General features: G+C 73.5%; 14 protein-coding genes. 7 read left to right on the plus strand and 7 right to left on the minus strand.

The features are described from left to right. Positions 1–262: 262 nt before the first annotated feature. Positions 263–913 carry a phosphoribosylglycinamide formyltransferase gene (purN, locus tag ACFYMU_RS18045; protein ID WP_388373860.1) on the plus strand — a complete coding sequence of 217 codons (651 nt, stop codon included), beginning with the start codon at positions 263–265 and terminating at the stop codon, positions 911–913. Continuing rightward, positions 910–2,472, plus strand: a complete 1,563-nt coding sequence (gene purH, locus ACFYMU_RS18050) for a bifunctional phosphoribosylaminoimidazolecarboxamide formyltransferase/IMP cyclohydrolase (RefSeq protein ID WP_388373862.1) — start codon at positions 910–912, stop codon at positions 2,470–2,472. Before purN ends, purH begins: the two co-directional genes overlap by 4 nt. A gap of 233 nt (positions 2,473–2,705) precedes the next feature. Here purH and ACFYMU_RS18055 read toward each other — a convergent pair whose 3' ends face one another. Then, entirely contained in the window at positions 2,706–3,293 is a 588-nt protein-coding gene (locus ACFYMU_RS18055) for a hypothetical protein (RefSeq protein WP_388373863.1), read from the minus strand. A 262-nt stretch (positions 3,294–3,555) separates the two neighbouring features. On the opposite strand from ACFYMU_RS18055, the gene ACFYMU_RS18060 reads away from it, so the two are divergent. From ACFYMU_RS18060 to ACFYMU_RS18080, 5 genes are all read left to right on the plus strand, one after another. Further along, positions 3,556–4,410 carry a bifunctional methylenetetrahydrofolate dehydrogenase/methenyltetrahydrofolate cyclohydrolase gene (locus ACFYMU_RS18060; RefSeq protein ID WP_388373865.1) on the plus strand — a complete coding sequence of 285 codons (855 nt, stop codon included), beginning with the start codon at positions 3,556–3,558 and terminating at the stop codon, positions 4,408–4,410. Then, the gene (locus ACFYMU_RS18065) at positions 4,400–4,912 is read left to right on the plus strand and encodes a DUF3017 domain-containing protein (RefSeq protein WP_388373867.1); all 513 of its coding nucleotides are present in this window, start codon (positions 4,400–4,402) and stop codon (positions 4,910–4,912) included. The genes ACFYMU_RS18060 and ACFYMU_RS18065 overlap by 11 nt, the downstream gene beginning before the upstream one ends. A gap of 313 nt (positions 4,913–5,225) precedes the next feature. Next, positions 5,226–5,762 (plus strand): helix-turn-helix domain-containing protein, encoded by a 537-nt coding sequence (locus ACFYMU_RS18070; RefSeq protein ID WP_388373869.1) that lies wholly within the window; start codon positions 5,226–5,228, stop codon positions 5,760–5,762. A gap of 322 nt (positions 5,763–6,084) precedes the next feature. Next, positions 6,085–7,281 (plus strand): DUF2690 domain-containing protein, encoded by a 1,197-nt coding sequence (locus tag ACFYMU_RS18075; protein WP_388373871.1) that lies wholly within the window; start codon positions 6,085–6,087, stop codon positions 7,279–7,281. A gap of 458 nt (positions 7,282–7,739) precedes the next feature. Further along, entirely contained in the window at positions 7,740–8,729 is a 990-nt protein-coding gene (locus ACFYMU_RS18080) for a malate dehydrogenase (RefSeq protein WP_388373873.1), read from the plus strand. 67 nt (positions 8,730–8,796) lie between these two features. Here the strand turns inward: ACFYMU_RS18080 and ACFYMU_RS18085 are convergent, their stop codons facing one another. From ACFYMU_RS18085 to ACFYMU_RS18110, 6 genes are all read right to left on the minus strand, one after another. Beyond that, a complete protein-coding gene (locus ACFYMU_RS18085; RefSeq protein WP_388373875.1) occupies positions 8,797–12,171 on the minus strand; it encodes an SAV_2336 N-terminal domain-related protein in 3,375 nt (1,124 codons plus the stop codon). Between the two features lie 2 nt (positions 12,172–12,173). Beyond that, entirely contained in the window at positions 12,174–13,124 is a 951-nt protein-coding gene (locus ACFYMU_RS18090; protein WP_388373877.1) for an AAA family ATPase, read from the minus strand. Next, positions 13,121–15,271 (minus strand): trypsin-like peptidase domain-containing protein, encoded by a 2,151-nt coding sequence (locus tag ACFYMU_RS18095; protein ID WP_388373879.1) that lies wholly within the window; start codon positions 15,269–15,271, stop codon positions 13,121–13,123. Before ACFYMU_RS18095 ends, ACFYMU_RS18090 begins: the two co-directional genes overlap by 4 nt. A gap of 3 nt (positions 15,272–15,274) precedes the next feature. After that, positions 15,275–15,670 carry a CU044_2847 family protein gene (locus ACFYMU_RS18100; protein WP_388373881.1) on the minus strand — a complete coding sequence of 132 codons (396 nt, stop codon included), beginning with the start codon at positions 15,668–15,670 and terminating at the stop codon, positions 15,275–15,277. A 77-nt stretch (positions 15,671–15,747) separates the two neighbouring features. Continuing rightward, positions 15,748–16,641 (minus strand): GNAT family N-acetyltransferase, encoded by an 894-nt coding sequence (locus ACFYMU_RS18105; RefSeq protein ID WP_388373883.1) that lies wholly within the window; start codon positions 16,639–16,641, stop codon positions 15,748–15,750. Between the two features lie 121 nt (positions 16,642–16,762). After that, positions 16,763–17,539, minus strand: coding sequence for a hypothetical protein (locus tag ACFYMU_RS18110; RefSeq protein ID WP_388373884.1), 777 nt, complete (start codon positions 17,537–17,539; stop codon positions 16,763–16,765). Between the last annotated feature and the right edge of the window lie 18 nt (positions 17,540–17,557).

The following is a 17,557-nucleotide window of genomic DNA, read 5'->3' on the forward strand; positions in this document are numbered from 1 at the left end:
CAGGCGCGCCCGTCTGTGGTCAACGTCCCGCGCAGGCACGGCGTTCCCCGCGGCGAAGCGCTTTCCCTGGGCGGTTCCTCCCCAGACGCTACCTTCCGGCCACGCCCCCGTCCCGCGGGGGCCGTCCGGTGTGCCGGTATCGTTGCTGACGGTCGTCCGTTTCGTAGACTTCCCCGTATCCCGGGGCGCGAAGCATTCGTACGACCATACAAACGCTCGTCCGAGCGACCCCACGAACACACCCCCGAGAAAGGGCCCCGCCGTGGCCGAGTCCGTGGCCGAGACCGTCACCGAGTCCCCGGCCAAGCGCCTGGTCGTCCTGGTCTCCGGGTCCGGCACCAATCTGCAGGCGCTCCTCGACGCCATCGCCGAGCGAGGCGCCGCCGCCTACGGGGCCGAGATCGTCGCCGTCGGAGCCGACCGCGACGGCATCGAGGGCCTTGCCCGCGCCGAGCGCGCCGGGCTGCCCACCTTCGTGTGCCGGGTCAAGGACCACGGCAGCCGCGAGGAGTGGGACGCGGCCCTCGCGGAGGCCGTCGCCGCGTACGAGCCCGACCTGGTCGTCTCCGCCGGGTTCATGAAGATCGTCGGCAAGGAGTTCCTCGCGCGGTTCGGTGGACGGTTCATCAACACCCACCCCGCCCTCCTGCCCAGTTTTCCCGGAGCCCACGGCGTGCGGGACGCGCTCGCGTACGGCGCGAGGGTCACCGGGTGCACCGTCCACTTCGTCGACGACGGCGTCGACACCGGACCGATCATCGCCCAGGGCGTGGTGGAGGTCCGGGACGAGGACGACGAGAGTGCGCTGCACGAGCGCATCAAGGAAGTCGAGCGAAGGCTGCTCGTCGAGGTCGTGGGGCGGCTCGCCCGCAACGGCTATCGCATTGAGGGACGAAAGGTAGTTATCCAGTGACCGCCGAGAGCACCAAGCGGCCCATCCGGCGCGCGCTCGTCAGCGTCTACGACAAGACCGGGCTCGAAGAGCTCGCCCGTGGACTGCACGAGGCCGGCGTCGAGCTCGTCTCCACCGGTTCCACCGCGTCGAGGATCGCCGCCGCGGGCGTCCCCGTCGCCAAGGTCGAGGAGCTGACCGGCTTCCCCGAGTGCCTGGACGGCCGCGTCAAGACCCTGCACCCCAAGGTGCACGCCGGCATCCTCGCCGACCTGCGCCTCGACACCCACCGGCAGCAGCTCACCGACCTCGGGGTCGAGCCGTTCGACCTGGTCGTCGTCAACCTCTACCCCTTCCGCGAGACCGTCGCCTCCGGCGCCTCCCCCGACGAGTGCGTCGAGCAGATCGACATCGGCGGGCCCTCGATGGTGCGCGCCGCCGCCAAGAACCACCCGTCCGTGGCCGTGGTCACCAGCCCGGACCGGTACACCGACGTCCTCGCCGCGGTCCGCGACGGCGGCTTCGACCTCACCGCCCGCAAGCGGCTCGCGGCCGAGGCGTTCCGGCACACCGCCGCCTACGACGTCGCCGTCGCCTCCTGGTTCGCCTCCGCGTACGCGCCCGTCGACGACTCGGTCTTCCCCGACTTCCTGGGCGCCACCTACGAGCGCAGGAGCACCCTGCGCTACGGCGAGAACCCGCACCAGCCCGCCGCCCTCTACGTCGACGGCAGCGGTGGCCTCGCCGAGGCCGAGCAGCTGCACGGCAAGGAGATGTCGTACAACAACTACACCGACACGGACGCCGCGCGCCGTGCCGCGTACGACCACGACGAGCCCTGCGTCGCGATCATCAAGCACGCCAACCCGTGCGGCATCGCGATCGGCGCGGACGTCGCCGAGGCGCACCGCAAGGCGCACGCCTGCGACCCGGTCTCCGCGTACGGCGGTGTCATCGCCGTCAACCGGCCGGTGAGCCGGGAGATGGCCGAGCAGGTCGCCGAGATCTTCACCGAGGTCATCGTCGCGCCGGACTACGAGGAGGGCGCGCTCGACGCCCTCACCAAGAAGAAGAACATCCGGGTCCTGAAGACCCCGACCGGCCCGGACAACCCCGCCGAGGTCAAGCAGATCGACGGCGGGGCGCTGCTCCAGGTCACCGACCGGCTCCAGGCCGACGGCGACGACCCCGCCCACTGGACCCTCGCCGCCGGCGAGGCGCTCGGCGCCGAGGAGCTGCGGGAGCTCGCCTTCGCCTGGAAGGCGTGCCGCGCCGTCAAGTCCAACGCCATCCTGCTCGCCAAGGACGGCGCGTCGGTGGGTGTGGGCATGGGCCAGGTCAACCGCGTCGACTCCTGCAAGCTGGCCGTCGAACGGGCGGGCGAGGAGCGGGCGCGCGGTGCGTACGCCGCCTCGGACGCCTTCTTCCCGTTCCCCGACGGGCCGGAGATCCTGATCGCCGCGGGCGTCAGGGCCATCGTCCAGCCCGGCGGTTCGATCCGTGACGAGCAGGTCGTGGAGGCCGCCCGGAAGGCGGGCGTGACCATGTACTTCACGGGCACGCGCCACTTCTTCCACTGAGCCGCGCGAGCGGCGAAAGCGGTGAGCCCCCGGTGATGCCGGGCCCGTCGGCCGACGGGCCCGGCATCACGTGCGTCGCGGTCCGGGAAGGTACCGGCAGGGCACCGTTCGGGAACGGACGCCGCCGGGCGCGCCGATGCGGTCCGGGGGGAACGCACCGCGGGGAACGCACTGCGGCCGTGTCCCCCCGAACAGGGCGGAACACGGCCGTGGGAGCGAAGGGCGCGCAGGGTTCAGTAGCGGGGGCGGTTGAACCACGCGCTGCCGTTCCTGTTGGCGCAGAAGACGATGATCAGGATGCCCATGACCAGGCTGAGCAGGGCGAAGACGTTGGCACCCACCAGGCTCAGGAGACTGAACAGGATGACCAGCGACGCGTACACGATCGCGGAGACGCGCACGCCGCCGCCCCCGCTGGAGAACTTCACGCCGGTGAAGATCCCCCAGAAGGCGAAGGCCAGCACGATCGCGCCGATGACGATCATGACTCCGGCGCCGAAGTCGGCGGCCCTGCTCGCGTCCGCGGACGAGACCTCGTTGTTGGAGGAGAGAGCGTCCTCGAACCTGTTGGCGAACCAGGCGCTGGCCACCATCAGTCCGACGCCGCCCAGTACCTGGAAGCCACCCAGGACGAACAGCATCACACGCGCCGCCTTCACACTGCCCGGCATCACCGCCGGACCGGCCGGGTAGCCGCCGTACGGCGGCTGGACCGGAGGGGCCGAGGGGTATCCGTAACCGGGCTGCTGGCCCTGGGGGTATCCGTAGCCGGGCTGGCCCTGGGGGGCACCGTAGGGGTTGTTGGGGTCGCCGAAACTCATGGCGATCGTTCCTCCGTCTGTTCAGGTGCGGGGACGACGCGTGGCACCGTACGGAGGAAGTACTACAGATGCGGTGCGTCCCCCCGGCACTGCCCGCGGCACTGTGCAGTTCATCGTGGTTAAGCGATCGGACCTTTGTCCAGCGTCATTTCCCATGTGTTGTGCAAGTGCAACATCGCTGATCATGGGTCGAAACGGACGCGGACCTTCGGAAGCTGCCCGGATTGGAACCCGGGGCGGGTCATCCGGGAGGATGGGGACCATGACCGCCCAGATTCTCGATGGCAAGGCCACCGCAGCCGCGATCAAGTCCGATCTGACCGCCCGCGTGGCGGCGCTGAAGGAGAGGGGCGTCACGCCCGGACTCGGCACGATCCTCGTGGGGGACGACCCCGGCAGCCGGAAGTACGTCGCCGGCAAGCACCGCGACTGCGCGGAGGTCGGCATCGCCTCGATCCAGCGCGAACTGCCCGCGACGGCCACGCAGGAGGAGGTCGAGGCGGTCGTCCGCGAGCTGAACGAGGACCCGGCCTGCACCGGTTACATCGTGCAGCTGCCGCTGCCCAAGGGCATCGACGAGAACCGGGTCCTGGAGCTGATGGACCCGGACAAGGACGCGGACGGCCTGCACCCGATGAACCTCGGCCGCCTGGTGCTGAACGAGCCGGCGCCGCTGCCCTGCACCCCCAACGGCGTGCTCACCCTCCTGCGCCGCTACGGCGTGGAGATCAAGGGCGCCGAGGTGGTGGTCGTCGGCCGGGGCGTGACCATCGGCCGCCCGATGCCGCTGCTGCTGACGCGGCGCAGCGAGAACGCCACGGTCACCCAGTGCCACACCGGCACCCGGGACCTCGCGGCTCACCTGAGGCGGGCCGACATCATCATCGCCGCGGCGGGCTCCGCGCACCTGATCAGGGCCGAGGACGTGAAGCCGGGCGCCGCCGTCCTCGACGTCGGCGTGTCGCGCAACGCGGAGGGCAAGATCGTGGGCGACGTCCACCCGGACGTCGTCGAGGTGGCGGGCTGGATCTCCCCGAACCCGGGCGGTGTCGGCCCGATGACCCGGGCCCAGCTGCTCGTCAACGTGGTCGAGGCGGCGGAGCGCAGTGTCGGCTGAGGACAGGCCCGAGGGCATCCCGCGGGGGGCCGCCGCCCGGCGGCCGGACGCCGACGACGAGCCCATGGTGCGGGACGCCGTCAGTGCCCCCGACGCCGAGGGGACGGCGCGGCGTGTGACGCGGCGCTTTCCGCGGATCACCCGCGACACCGCGCGGCCCGAGGGCGGCGGCCGGGCGGCGCCGCGTGGCGCGCCCGCGCCGGCACGGCAGTGGCCGATCCTCGCCGTGCTGGGCGTCGTCGGCCTCGGGCTGCTGGTGACGGCGCTGGACGCGTTCCGCTTCGGCACGATCCTGATCGGGACGGCGCTGCTGGGCGGCGCGGTGATGCGCTGGATGCTGCCCGACGTGGGCATGCTCGCCGTGCGCTCCCGTTTCACCGACATGGTCACCTACGGCATCCTCGGCGGTGCCATCGTGCTGCTCGCGATGATGGCCCAGCCCCATCCGCTGCTGGAGATACCGTTCCTGGACGACACGCTGCACTTCACGATCCGCACCTGACGGAGCGTCCGCGGCGCGCACGGCGGGCCGTCCTTCCCCCGGAAGGACGGCCCGTCCGTCGTTCCGGAGGCCCGGACACGCGGTGGCGCCCGGCCTCTCCCCCGTGGGAGGCCGGGCGCCGGGGGCGGTCGGGGCCGCCCGGGAAACACCCTGATCCACAGGCCGGAGCTGTTCAACACCTGGCAGTCCGCTGTGGCACGGAAGTGACCGTTCCGCTACGGTGTCCGGGCCCCGCAACGGAACCGATGCAGCCCCTGACGTCGTCAATCGAACGGAAAAGGCTCTGGGACCGGGCAACGCGGAGGAGTGAGCAATGGGCGCCTGGCAGCCACTGCCGGACGATCTGCCGCCGGAGGTACGGCACTTCGTGGAGCAGTTGCGGCTCCTCAAGGACCGCACCGGTCTCAGCCTCGTCGCCCTCGGTGCGCGCACCGCGTACAGCAAGTCCTCCTGGCAGCGCTATCTGAACGCCGGCCAGCCGCCGCCCCGCCAGGCGGTCGCCGCGCTCTGCCGGGTCGCGGGGCTCCCGGGTGAGGAGGCGGAACGCTTCGCCGTGCGCTGGGAGCTGGCCGTGCACGCCTGGCCCCGCCCGCAGGAGCCGGCCCCGGCACAGGTTCCGGTGTCCGCGCCCGCCCCGGTCCCCGCCCCCGTCCCCGTCCCCGCGCCGGCGCAGGCGCCGGGTGCCGGTCCGGTGCCGGGGGAGTACGAGGACGATCCGACGCTTCCGTGGTGGGACCGGCTGGAGGAGCCCGAGTCGCGGCCCGCCGGACGGCGCCTCCTGCTCGTCGCGCTCCTCGCGCTGCTGACGATGCTCGCCGTGGTCCTCGTCGGAGCCGTCACGCTCGGGTGACCTGTTCCCCCTGTGCCCGCCGAGGTCGCCACCGTGTCTCTGTTGTGTCGATATGTTGACAAGTCGGAGGACGTGCACCGGACCCGGAGCCCGTCGGGGCTACCGTGGTGAGGCCGGAACGAGGACCGGCGGGAGGCGCACGCGGCGGTGCGCGTTTCCACCCGAATGCTCCCGTGCGCCCTCACCCCGGGAACTGACATCCTGGCCGGGCGCATCCCGATGGGTAGTCAGAACGGGGACTCGGCAGCGGGCACCGCGTGCGGGAGGAACACCGGCACGTACCAGGGGGAAAGAGGGGGAAGCAATGCCTCGTTGGAGGGCCTTGCCCGATGAACTCGACCCGCAGGTGAAGGAGTTCATGAGCCAGTTGCGGCGGCTCGTGGACCGCGGCGGGCTGAGCGTCTCCGCCGTGGCCGACCGCACGGGCTACAGCAAGACGTCCTGGGAGCGCTACCTCGACGGCAGGCTGCTCGCGCCGAAGGGCGCGATCGTCGCTCTCGCCGAGGTGACCGGCACCGACCCCGTCCATCTGACCACCATGTGGGAGCTGGCCGAGCGCGCGTGGAGCCGCTCGGAGATGCGCCGCGACCGGACGATGGAGGCCATCCGGATCGCCCAGGCGCGCGCCGCGCTCGGGGAGTTCGGGGCGGCCCCCGACACCGAGGCCCGCGGCCGCACGGCGGCCCGCGGTACCACCGTGGCCCCCGGGGACGCGGCACCGGCCGGGGCGGCTCCCGCCGCGCCTGTGCGGCCGACGGCCGCGGAGGGCGGCCGGGGCGCGGACGCCGGCAGCGGTGGACGGCCGTCGCCTGCCGGTTCCCCGGGACACAACTCCTGGAGGCTCGCCGGATACCGGGGGCCGTCACGGGCCGGCGGGCCGGCCGCCGCGCCCCAGGGACCTCCGGCGCCGCCGGACGCGTCGGCGCGTACGCCGGGCGCGCCCCGGCCGTACGGGCCGACGACGGCCGACGGCGAGCCCCGCGACGCCCGCCCGGACGCCGGGGGCCCGTCCGGCGGGCGGCGGCGCAGGCGCCGGCTGACGATGTTCCTCGCGGGCGCGGCCGGGGCGCTCGTGGTGATCGGGGCGGTGTTCCATTTCACCGGCGGCGACGGCAGGAAGCCCCGGACCGGGCCCGCGCCGTCCCCGACATCGGCGCGCCCGAGCGCCGACCTGCCCGCCGGCGTCAAGTGCAGCGGCGCGGGCTGCACCGGCAAGGACCCGGAGAACATGGGCTGCGGCGGGACCCGGGCGACGACGGCCACCAGCGTCACCGTCGGCACGACCCTCGTCGAGGTCCGCTACAGCAGGACGTGCGGCGCCGCGTGGGCCCGCATCACCCGGGCGGCGCAGGGCGACAGCGTCCAGGTGTCGGCGGGCGCGTCCGCCCCGAGGCAGACGGGCTCGGTCACCCAGGCCGCGGACACGGACGCGTACACCCCGATGCTGGCGGTGAAGGACGCGGCCGAGGCGAAGGCATGCGTGACGCTGGTGTCGGGCCGGAAGGGGTGCACGGCATAGCCGGCACAGCGCGTGTCCGGCGGCCCCGGGGGACGTCGGGACAGAGGTGTGCGCCGGGGCACAGCCGTCGGCCGGAGGGCGCGTGGAAGCGCACCGCGCGCTTGTTCCCGAAAAGAATCTCCGCGCGGCGCGCATGAGCGTCCCGCCACGGGGCAAGCGCAGGATTACCCCCCACGGGAGTCCGGCAGGACATCCCCACGGCGGCCGCCGCCCAGTTCCCCCCTCTGTCTCGGGCAGGCGGCCGCCGCCCGGGTTGTGGGGCGGGCCACACGGGCCCGGCCGTCCGGCGTCCCGGATGCGCGATAGCCTGACGGCTGGATCTCTCTTGACGCCAAGAGATCGATCATTCGTTCCATTGATCGATCGTCTTCGGCGGGTACCGGCCGCGAGCCGGCCGGTGGGATCCCGCTACCCCGGGGCGACGGCGCCCCACCGCCAGCTGTCATACGGAGAACGCCATGACCCGCACTCCCGTGAACGTCACCGTCACCGGCGCGGCCGGCCAGATCGGCTACGCACTGCTCTTCCGCATCGCCTCCGGCCACCTGCTCGGCGCGGACGTGCCGGTCAGGCTGCGCCTCCTGGAGATCACCCCGGCGCTCAAGGCGGCCGAGGGCACGGCCATGGAACTCGACGACTGCGCGTTCCCGCTGCTGCAGGGCATCGACATCAGCGACGACCCGAACGTCGCCTTCGACGGCGCCAACGTCGCCCTCCTCGTGGGCGCCCGCCCGCGCACGAAGGGCATGGAGCGCGGTGACCTCCTGGAGGCCAACGGCGGCATCTTCAAGCCGCAGGGCAAGGCCATCAACGACCACGCCGCGGACGACGTCAGGGTCCTGGTCGTCGGCAACCCGGCCAACACCAACGCGCTGATCGCCCAGGCCGCCGCCCCGGACGTACCGGCCGAGCGCTTCACCGCGATGACCCGGCTGGACCACAACCGCGCGCTGACCCAGCTGTCGAAGAGGACGGGCACCGCGATCACCGAGATCAAGCGTCTGACGATCTGGGGCAACCACTCCGCCACCCAGTACCCGGACATCTTCCACGCCACGGTCGCCGGCAAGAACGCCGCCGAGGTCGTGAACGACGAGAAGTGGCTGGCCGAGGACTTCATCCCGACCGTCGCCAAGCGCGGCGCCGCGATCATCGAGGCCCGTGGCGCGTCGTCGGCGGCCTCCGCCGCCAACGCCGCGATCGACCACATCCACACGTGGGTCAACGGCACCGCCGACGGCGACTGGACCTCCATGGGCATCCCGTCCGACGGCTCCTACGGCGTCCCCGAGGGCCTGATCTCGTCCTTCCCGGTCATCTGCAAGGACGGCAAGTACGAGATCGTCCAGGGCCTGGACGTCAACGAGTTCTCCCGCGCCCGCATCGACGCCTCCGTCCAGGAGCTGGCGGAGGAGCGCGAGGCGGTCCGCGGGCTCGGCCTCATCTGACGTTCCCCCCCCGCCCGGCCTCGCCGGTCGTGCTCTCCGGTCCCCGGGTGGCCCCGCCGCCCGGGGATCAGTGCGTCTCGGGCGCGACGACGAGTTCCGCGAGTTCCAGGAACGCCCTCGTGGTCGCGGGGCGCAGCCGGTGAACGTCCCACCCGGGCGTCAGCAGCGCCGAGTCGAAGGGGACATGGACCACCTGGCCGACGTGGAGGCCCAGCCGTCCGGCGGCATCGGCGGGCACGTCCCGGCCGGTGGGGCCGTCGATGTCGGTGGCCACCACGACCGCCTCCCGTGCGAGGCGGCCGCGGCCGGCCTCTCGCAGCCCTTCGAGCGTGCGTACGGCCGCGTCGAGAAACCAGTCCGCGGTGCCGCAGCACACGACCAGTCGGTCCGTGTGGTCCAGTACGGCCTCCGCCGAGCGGTCCAGGGCGAGCGGGGCCCAGTCGGTCAGGACGAAGGGGTAGTAGGGCGCCGTGTGCGCCAGGACGCGGGCGTACTCCTGCGCGTGGGCGGGGTTCGGCGTGAAATGGCCGCCGCGGTGGGCGATCACCTCGAGGCCGGACGGCAGCCGCGTGGTGTGGGCCCGGATCTCCTCGTACGACGGACCGGGCGGCAGGGCGGCCAGGTCGCGGACGACCGCCGGATTGCGCCCGTCGAGGAACGCGTCGAGTGCCCCGTCGGTGGCGGCCCCGTCGAGGGCCAGCACCGGCTCGCCCCGCACCGTGGCCAGCAGTGAGCCGAGCACCATGGTGGTGGTGGCCCGCCCGCTGTAGTAGTAGGCGCCGGCCAGGGTGACGCGCCTGCTGCGCCGCAGCGGCACCCGCAGCCGCTCCAGGCGTGCCTCGCCCTCCCGGCGGGCCGTGCCGAACCGGGGCAGGCGCAGGGCCCGCCCGCCCGCCCGGTCCGTCCCGTCCCCCGGCGGCAGGCTCAGCGGCACGTCGGCCGCGGGCTCGACGGGAGCGGCCGGCGCCGAGGCGTCCGGGCCGCCGCGTGTCAGGCGCGCCATGGCGACGTACCGGGCGAGCACCTCGGCGACCTCGCTCGCCGTCGGACGCGCCACCGGGTCGGGGTCCAGGCAGCGCAGCACCAGCCGCCGCAGCCGTTCCCAGGTGTCCCCCTGCCACAGGTGCATGCCCTCCGGGAGGGAGGGCATCTCCCAGCCGGCCTTGGTGCTGATGAGCTGGAGCAGCTCCCCCAGGGACCGCACGTTGTCCTGAGCGGTCGGGACGGAGCCCGAACCGAGGTGGCGGCCGTCGACGACGCAGTCCGACAGATCGGCCAGGACGATGGTGCGCCGCAGGACGAACACGCTGTCGGCGCTGAAGTCCGTGGGCACCAGCCCGTTCACGTGGCACAGCGCGAGCGCGTTCGCCAGGTGCCAGCCGACGAGGAGCCCGGCGAGGATGTCGAAGGGCGCGGTGCCGTCCAGAAGGGCCCGGCTGAAGATCTCCGAGAGCCGCGGCGGTTGCGCGTCGGGGACGTCGGCGTCGCGCACCGGTGTCATCGCGAGCCACGGCGGCCGGTCCCCGGGCTCCCGGGCGAGCAGGACGGGCGCGTACTGACCCTGGAGCCGGGCCAGCGCCTCGGCCTCCACCTCGATCAACCCGGCGTTGGCGGCGGGGAGATCGGGGCGCGGTACGCGCAGCACGACGTCCACGCCGTCCCGGTCGACGCCCCGGTAGACGACCGTACGGCGGCCGCGGCGCCGTACGCGCAGCCGGAAGGGGCCGAGCCGGCGGGGGTCGTCGTCCGTGAGTGGGCCCCAGCCGTCGGCCTCGGCCGCGCCGGGGTTCTCGCCGTGCGGTGCCGGTGTGGCCGGGGCGTCGCCGAACGACACCCCGAAGCGGGCGAGCAGGCGCCGCTCGACGCTGGTGAACGGCTGGTGCGAACCGGGCAGATCGGCGGAGCCGTCCGGGTGCACCAGCCAGGCGGGGAAGTCGGGGGAGCTGCCCGCGAGTTCTTCCAGACGGCGGCCGATCCGACGGGACGTCCTGAGGAGTTCGGCCTGCGGAACGGCGTCCAGGAGCACCGCTTTGGACGCGTCGGAGAAGTCGAAGACGAGGTGCTTGGCGGGCAGCGGCCCGGGCACGGGCGCCGGATGCGGCCGGATGAGACCGCCCAGGAAGACCTCCGCGAGGTGCGCGGTACGGGCGGGCCACGGCACCGACGTCTGGACCAGCCGCATCACGGGCACCGACAGGGGCGACACGGCCGCGAGATGCGCGGCGAGCCGGTACGCCTCCGGGGTGGCCGCGTCCCGGAAGTGCTGGGGGCTGTCCAGGTCCCGTGACGGCGCGACGGTGGCGTACCGGCTGGGGCGGGACAGCAGGGGCAGTTCCACCGTGGTGCCCGGCGAGGCGAGCAGCCGGGCCCAGTCCCCCAGCGAGGCGGCCGTCGGCTCCAGGACGGGAACCCGTATCCCCTCGAAGCGGGCGAGGTCGGGCGGCAGCACCGGATCCGTGATCTGCCAGGAGGTGTTGGCGCCGCCGATCCGCCGGGTGCCGGCCTGCCAGCGTTCGGCGTGGATGCCGGACGCCTCCCACATGCCGGGCGGCAGGGTGTGCAGCACCGCGACGGGACCCTGCGCGGCGCGCCGGGCCAGCAGCTCGTGCATCGTGCCGGAACGCCAGGCGGCTCCCATGCCGTCGCTGACGACCAGGACGAGCGTGCGGCCCGAGGGATCGTTGACCGTGCTCAGCGGCAGGTGGGGGCCGGCGTGCTGGAAGGGGCGGGCGTGCAGGCGGGGGTTGCGGGCGTTGCGTGCGTCGAGGCCGAAGGTGCGGGTGGTGGCGAAGGCACCGAGGCGTTCCAGCAGGGCTCGCAGTTCGGCGCCCAGCCGGTGCCACAGCAGCATGGACAGACCGTCGTCGACGAGCAGCACCAGATGCAGCCAGCGCTCACGCACCGGCCGCTGCACCACGTCGGGCAGCTGGGTCTCGGCGAGCTGGGCGGCCGTGCGCTCCTCGTCGATCTCCCAGCGGTGCTGGCTGTCCCGGCGGCGGCGCAACGGCCGCAGGGCCCGTCCGAGTGCGAGTTCCCCGGACAGCGCCCTGGCCTCGGGGACCCGGACCGGCATCGCCCGGCGGCGCTCCGGGTCCGGCTGCCGCCGGACCCGTGCCGCGGGCTCCGGTGACGTGCGGGCCGCCGCGTACAGGGCCGGGGAGGCGAGGTCGGGCAGGTCCGGTTCGTCCGTGTCCGGGCCGCCCGGCGGCCGGGCGGCGTGATCGGGTTCCCGGGTGGGGGCCGGGTCCGGCTCGGGCTCGGGGGGTGGTTCCCGGCGCAGCGGGGCGTCCGCTCCGGGGGGCAGACGGCGCGCGAGCCAGAGCACGTCGAGGACCTGGTCGGCGTCCAGGCCGTGTCCGCAGGCCGCGAGCACGCGCAACGCCTCCCCGAGCCGTCCGTCACCGCCCCGTGGCCGGGCGTCGCCGTCACCGTCGCCCGCCATGGTCACAGCGCCCCGGTCAGCTGGTGGAGTACGGCCTCCAGCAGTCCTTCCGCGTTCAGGTCGACGCCCCCGGCCCGCAGGAACACGGCGTTCAGCAACTGGTCGGTGGCCAGGTCGCTCAGGGCCCGGCGGCGCAGGAACGCGTCGATCAGGTCGTCCGCCTCCCGCAGGGCGTCCCGGCCGAGGTGGGCGGCGACGATGGCGCGCAGCCGCTCCTCGTCCGGCAGGGGAAGGTCGAGCCGGACACAGCGGCGCAGGAACGCGGGTGGGAAGTCCCGTTCGCCGTTGCTCGTGATGACGACGACGGGGAACTCCGCGCACTGGACGAGCCCGCGGTGCACGGTCACCGTCCCCCCGTGATCGACGGTCTGCACCTCCACATCGGCCATGTCCTCGGGCAGCCGGGTCAGTTCGGGGATGTCGAAGACGCCCTCCTCGAACACGGTGAGCAGGTCGTTCGGCAGGTCGACGTCGCCCTTGTCCATCTCGTCGATGAGCAGCGCGCGGGGGGTGGCCGACGGCACCAGCGCGGTGCCCAGGGGCCCGAGCCGGATGAACGTGCCGATGGACGGTTCCCGTTCACCCCGGTCCCGGCTGAGTGTCGTCTCCCGCAGCCGGCCGATCGCGTCGTACTGGTAGAGCGCCTCCCGCACGGTGGAGCGGCTGTTGATGGACCAGCGCAGCAGCCGGCCGAGCCGCAGTTCGTGAGCGATTGCGCGGGCCAGCGACGACTTGCCGGTGCCGGCCGGGCCGGTGACCAGCAGCGGGCGGCGCAGATGCAGAGCGGCATTGACGACGTCGGCGTGCTTGGGCTCGATGAGGTACGGCAGTTCGGGGCGTGCGGACCGGGTGGGCGTGAAGCGGCGCCAGGGAGGGGCCGGTGGAAGCGTCACGGCCCTGGGCGTCCGGTCGCCGCGAAAGAGGCGCCAGTCGGCCTCGGAGGCGGAAGTCATGCGCTCTCCTGTGGTTCGCTCAGATGCAGTCGGGGCACGGTGCGGTCGGCGTCCGCCCAGGCGAGGACCGGGCGGCCGGGGAACTCGGGCGGACTGGCCATGGCGTTGGCCCGGTAACTGCGGACTCCGTCGGGCAGTTCGCGGGTGGCGACCCGGTCCATGTGCCGCACCACGTGCGATGCGCCGTCGCGGCCCCGGTCCCACACCACCACCGGTATGCCCACGGCGAGACACGTCTGCACGATGCCGTCCCGCAGCCCGGGTGGTACATCCACGCAGACGCGAACCGTGTCGAGCTGGTTGACGAGTTTTGCGTAGATCTTGCCCGGGTCCGCGGACGCGTCCGAGACGATCTCCGTCGTCCCCGAGTCCAGCCGGCTCCAGCGCTTGCGCCAGTGGGGCAGAAAACGCTCGTGTCGGCGCAGCAGTTCCGGGCAGTGCACCACCAGGGGGAACTCCACTCCGAGGACGCCCGGGACGATCTCGTCGGGGGCCCTCGCCTCCCACTCGTCCACCGGCAGGTTCAGGCTCGTGCGGTCCACCAGCACCTCGACGAGGGGCTGTGGTTCGTCCCCGGTGGGGCGACCCGGCGAATCGAGGACCCGCAGCACCTCGCGGGCCGCCTCGGACGCCGAGTACGACACGACGCTGTCCGTCGACACCTGCCGCGGGCCGGTGCCCTCGTCGCACCAGATCCGCAGCCGGTACCGGCCCCGTTCGGCCCGGGTCACCTGCACCAGCACCCGGGCCCGTGCCGGGCGGTTGCGCACCCCCCGGGCCCACTCCTGGGCCATGGAGCGGCGCTCGCCGAGCTGTTCCCGCGGGATGCCGAGCCGCCACGCCACCCCGTCCGACCACATGCGCAGCTCGGCCCGCAACGGGCCGGGGCACAGCGAGCCGATGTACTCCATGACGCACAGCAGCGCCGGAACCCGGCGTTCGCCGCCGCCGGAGCGGCCGTCACCGTGCAGTGCCTCCAGATGGTCGAGCAGGGCGTCGACGGTGTCCCCGGCGGGGAAGGCCGCGGCCAGGGGCAGGGCGGCGCGCACCGCCTCGGGGAACCTGCCGAGCACGGTCCGTTCCATCTTGCGCAGGAGCTTGCGCAGACCGGTGTTCTCCTGAGGGGAGAGCAGCCGGGGTGTGCGGGAGAGGGCGCCCGCGACCAGGACGCGGTCCGCGGCGTCCGGGGCGCCGCGGCGAAGGATCGCGCTGAGGGCCGCCAGCGCGCGCGGGTGGGTGAGCAGGAACGCCGCGAACTCCTCCGGCCGGGGCGGGGTGACGTCGCTGCCCCGGGCCACGCCACAGGCCCGTGCCAGCCGCACGGCGCAGTCGACGCGGCCGCTGGCCGAGGGCAGGGCGTCCCAGACCGCATCCTCCAGCAGGACGAAGGCGGGGTCCTCGGGATCCAGGGGTACCGGATCCAGCGCGTCCAGGACGCCCATGGGGTGCAGCTCGGCCTCGACGTGCTGCCAGGGGATGCCCCAGCTCCGCCGGATCAGGTGCTGTGGGGTGTGCCGGATCGTGGCCCCGGTGACCGGATCGTGGGGTGGCATGAAGTGCGCGGCGACGACACCGACGACGGCCTGCGCCTTCGGGCACCACAGCGGGCCGCCGCTGTAGCCCGGGCCGACCGCCATTCCGGTGGAGCGTCCGTCGAGGTAGCCCACGGGGCCGGTCAGGGAGGTGACGGTCAGGTCGGCGAAGGTGGCGTCGCGTCCGCTGCCGTGCCATGCGCGTACCCGCTGGCCCTCCGCCATCGCGGTCCGCGACGGGGGGACGGGCAGACCCTCGGGCGGCCCGTCGACCCGCAGCACCGCGAGGTCGCCGAGCCACTCGTCGTCGCCCTCGCGCACCGCCCCGCCGTCCTGGGCGCGCGGTGGAATCCAGTGCGCCACGCGCGCCGGATACCGCTCGGTGCCGTGCGCGCCCGCCACCTCGACGGGGATGTCGCCGAGGCCGGGCGGCGAGGACTCGAAGCGGTTCCTGCCCAGCGCGTCATTGACGACATGGGCGCAGGTCAGCACGGTCTCGGGACCGAGGGGGAAGCCCGCCCCGGCCATCCGCAGGTCGTCCGGGCGGCGTACGGTCACGATCGGTACGCGGGACGTCCGGTCCTCGGCGGCCTCCGCGGCCGCGAACCACCCCACGGCTCACCCCGCGTCGGGCGCCGGCCCCGCAGCCTCCGTCGGCTTCCAACTGGCGGTCACGGTGAGGTGAGCCTGCCCCCTGCCGCCGACGATCCCGAAGGTGAGGTCGTGACCGACCTGCACGCCGAAGGTCACACTCAGCTCCGTCGGGGGCCGGGGGGAGGCCAGCGCCGCGTCGTGCACCTCCTGGAGCAGCGCGCCGAGCGGCCTCAGCGCGCCCCGCAGCGCCCCGGCCGCGAGGTTCGCGACGGCCCTCCCGCCGGACGACACGGGGACGGCCCTGCCCATGCCCTCCGGGAGATCGGCGTCCGGTGCGGGGGCCGCCATGTCTGCGGCGGGAGTCAGCAGGAACCGGATGGGCGTACCGTCGTCGAGCTCGAGATCAGTGGTTGTGGACACCAGGACATTGTGGCCGAGGCGGGCGGGGCAGGACAGGGCACTTTGTCCAACTCGTCTCACGAGATGGGCAGTTGAGGTCAGGTCGTCACGCTGAGCCGCTTCTCGAACCAGTGGGCCGCGTACACGTTGTCGTCGTAGCGCGGGATCTCCGCGTATCCGCAGGCCCGGTACATCGCCTGGGCCTCCGTCAGAACGGCGTGGGTGTCCAGGCGTACGACGAGGAGGCCCCGCGCGACGGCCTGGCGCTCCAGGCCGTCGAGGATGCGTCGCGCCAGCCCGAGCCGTCGGGCGTCCGCGTGCACCCACACGTGCCGGATCTCGCCCACCCCGGCCTCCGGCGTGCGCAGCGCCCCGCACCCCACGGGACGGCCCTCCTCGTACGCGACCAGGAAGGCGCCGGCGTCGTGGGACACCTCCTCCGGGCGCACGAGCGCGGCGCGGTCGAAGCCCTCGGGGAAGCGGGCGTCGATGTCGGCGGCATAGGCGTCGAGGCAGGTGCGGGCGTCGGCGCAGCCGCCGTCGACGTGTTCGACCGTGATGGCGGCCAGGCGCAGCAGGCGCCGGGCGGTGCCGAGGGCGCCGGTCAGCTCGGCGCGCTGTTCGTCGGTCAGGCCCGCGAGCAGACTCTCGGCGAGCGCGTCGGCGAGGCGGTTCTGCTCGTCGACCTCGATGCGCCCGGCGGGCGTCAGCTCCGCGAGCCGTACCCGGCTGTCGTCCGGATGAACACCGACCCGCACCAGCCCCTGCGCCTGCAACGCCCGTGTCATCCGGCTCAGGTACCCGGCGTCGAGCCCGAGCCGCCCCCGCAACTCCCGCAGCGGGGCCCCGTCGCCGATCTCGTACAGCAGCCGCGCCTCGCCGAGCGGCCGGCCCCGGCCGAGGTAGTGGTCGTCGAGGGCGCCGATCCGCCGTGTGAAGTACCGGTTGAACCGTCGCAGGGCCGTCACGTGCTCACTGGACACTCGCTCCATGGTTCTTTGACTTTAGTCAAAGAAAAAACGGGTGTCCATGCCCGGAACGGCGTCGACGGGCGGGCGGGCGTGCGTGCAGGCATGCAGGCATGCGGGCGCGCCGCGGCGGGCGCGCCGCGCACTACCTCGTCGGCAGCTGGTTGCGGACCTTCGCGATGTCCACCGTCTCGGTCGCCGAAGGGATCCTCGTCGGGACCGGCTTGTCGTAGTCCGTGAAGGTCAGGGTCAGGTTCGTGCCCTGGCCCGTCTGGGTGGCCCGGTACAGGCGGCGCGGCATGTCCGTCGTGACGTACAGCGTCGACTTCAGGCCGCTCACCGTGAAGGACAGGGGAACCACCCGCGTGTGGTCCATCGCCCTTGCCAGGCCCTCCTTCAGGGAGCGGGGCGCGCTGACCGTCGCCGCCTTCTGGAGGGTCCCGAGGTTGCAGCTGTCGGCGATGCCGCTCAGGAGCGCGTCGGAGGCGGAGCCGTGGAGGTAGCGGCCCGCGAGCGAGGCGGCCGTGTCGATGCCCCGCCGGCCGGGCAGCTCCGCCTTCCAGAAGGCCCCGTCCGGCTTCAGCCACACCTCGGTGTCCCGCTTGATGATCTCCACGGTGCCGCCGTTGTTGCCCATCGTCAGGGTGCCCGCGCAGTTGCCGCGCCGGTCGAGCGCGAGACTCATCGACGTCGGCAAACGGTTGTTCGACGTCGCCGCCGTACTGCGGTCCGTGTACCCGATACGGATCGATGTCGCCTTCCGCAGCCCCTCCTGCGCCTGCTCGGCCAGTCGCCGCGGGTCCGGGTTGCCGCCGGTCTGGGCCGTCGAGACGCCGGCCAGTCCGGTGACGAACAGCAGGCTCACCGCCGCGGCCGTCGTCGTCGCGCGGGCCGTCCTCGTGAAGCCACGGGTCCGGGACATCGCATCACCTCCATGAGT

Source organism: Streptomyces sp. NPDC007264 (genome assembly GCF_042869095.1).
Lineage (GTDB): Bacteria > Actinomycetota > Actinomycetes > Streptomycetales > Streptomycetaceae > Streptomyces.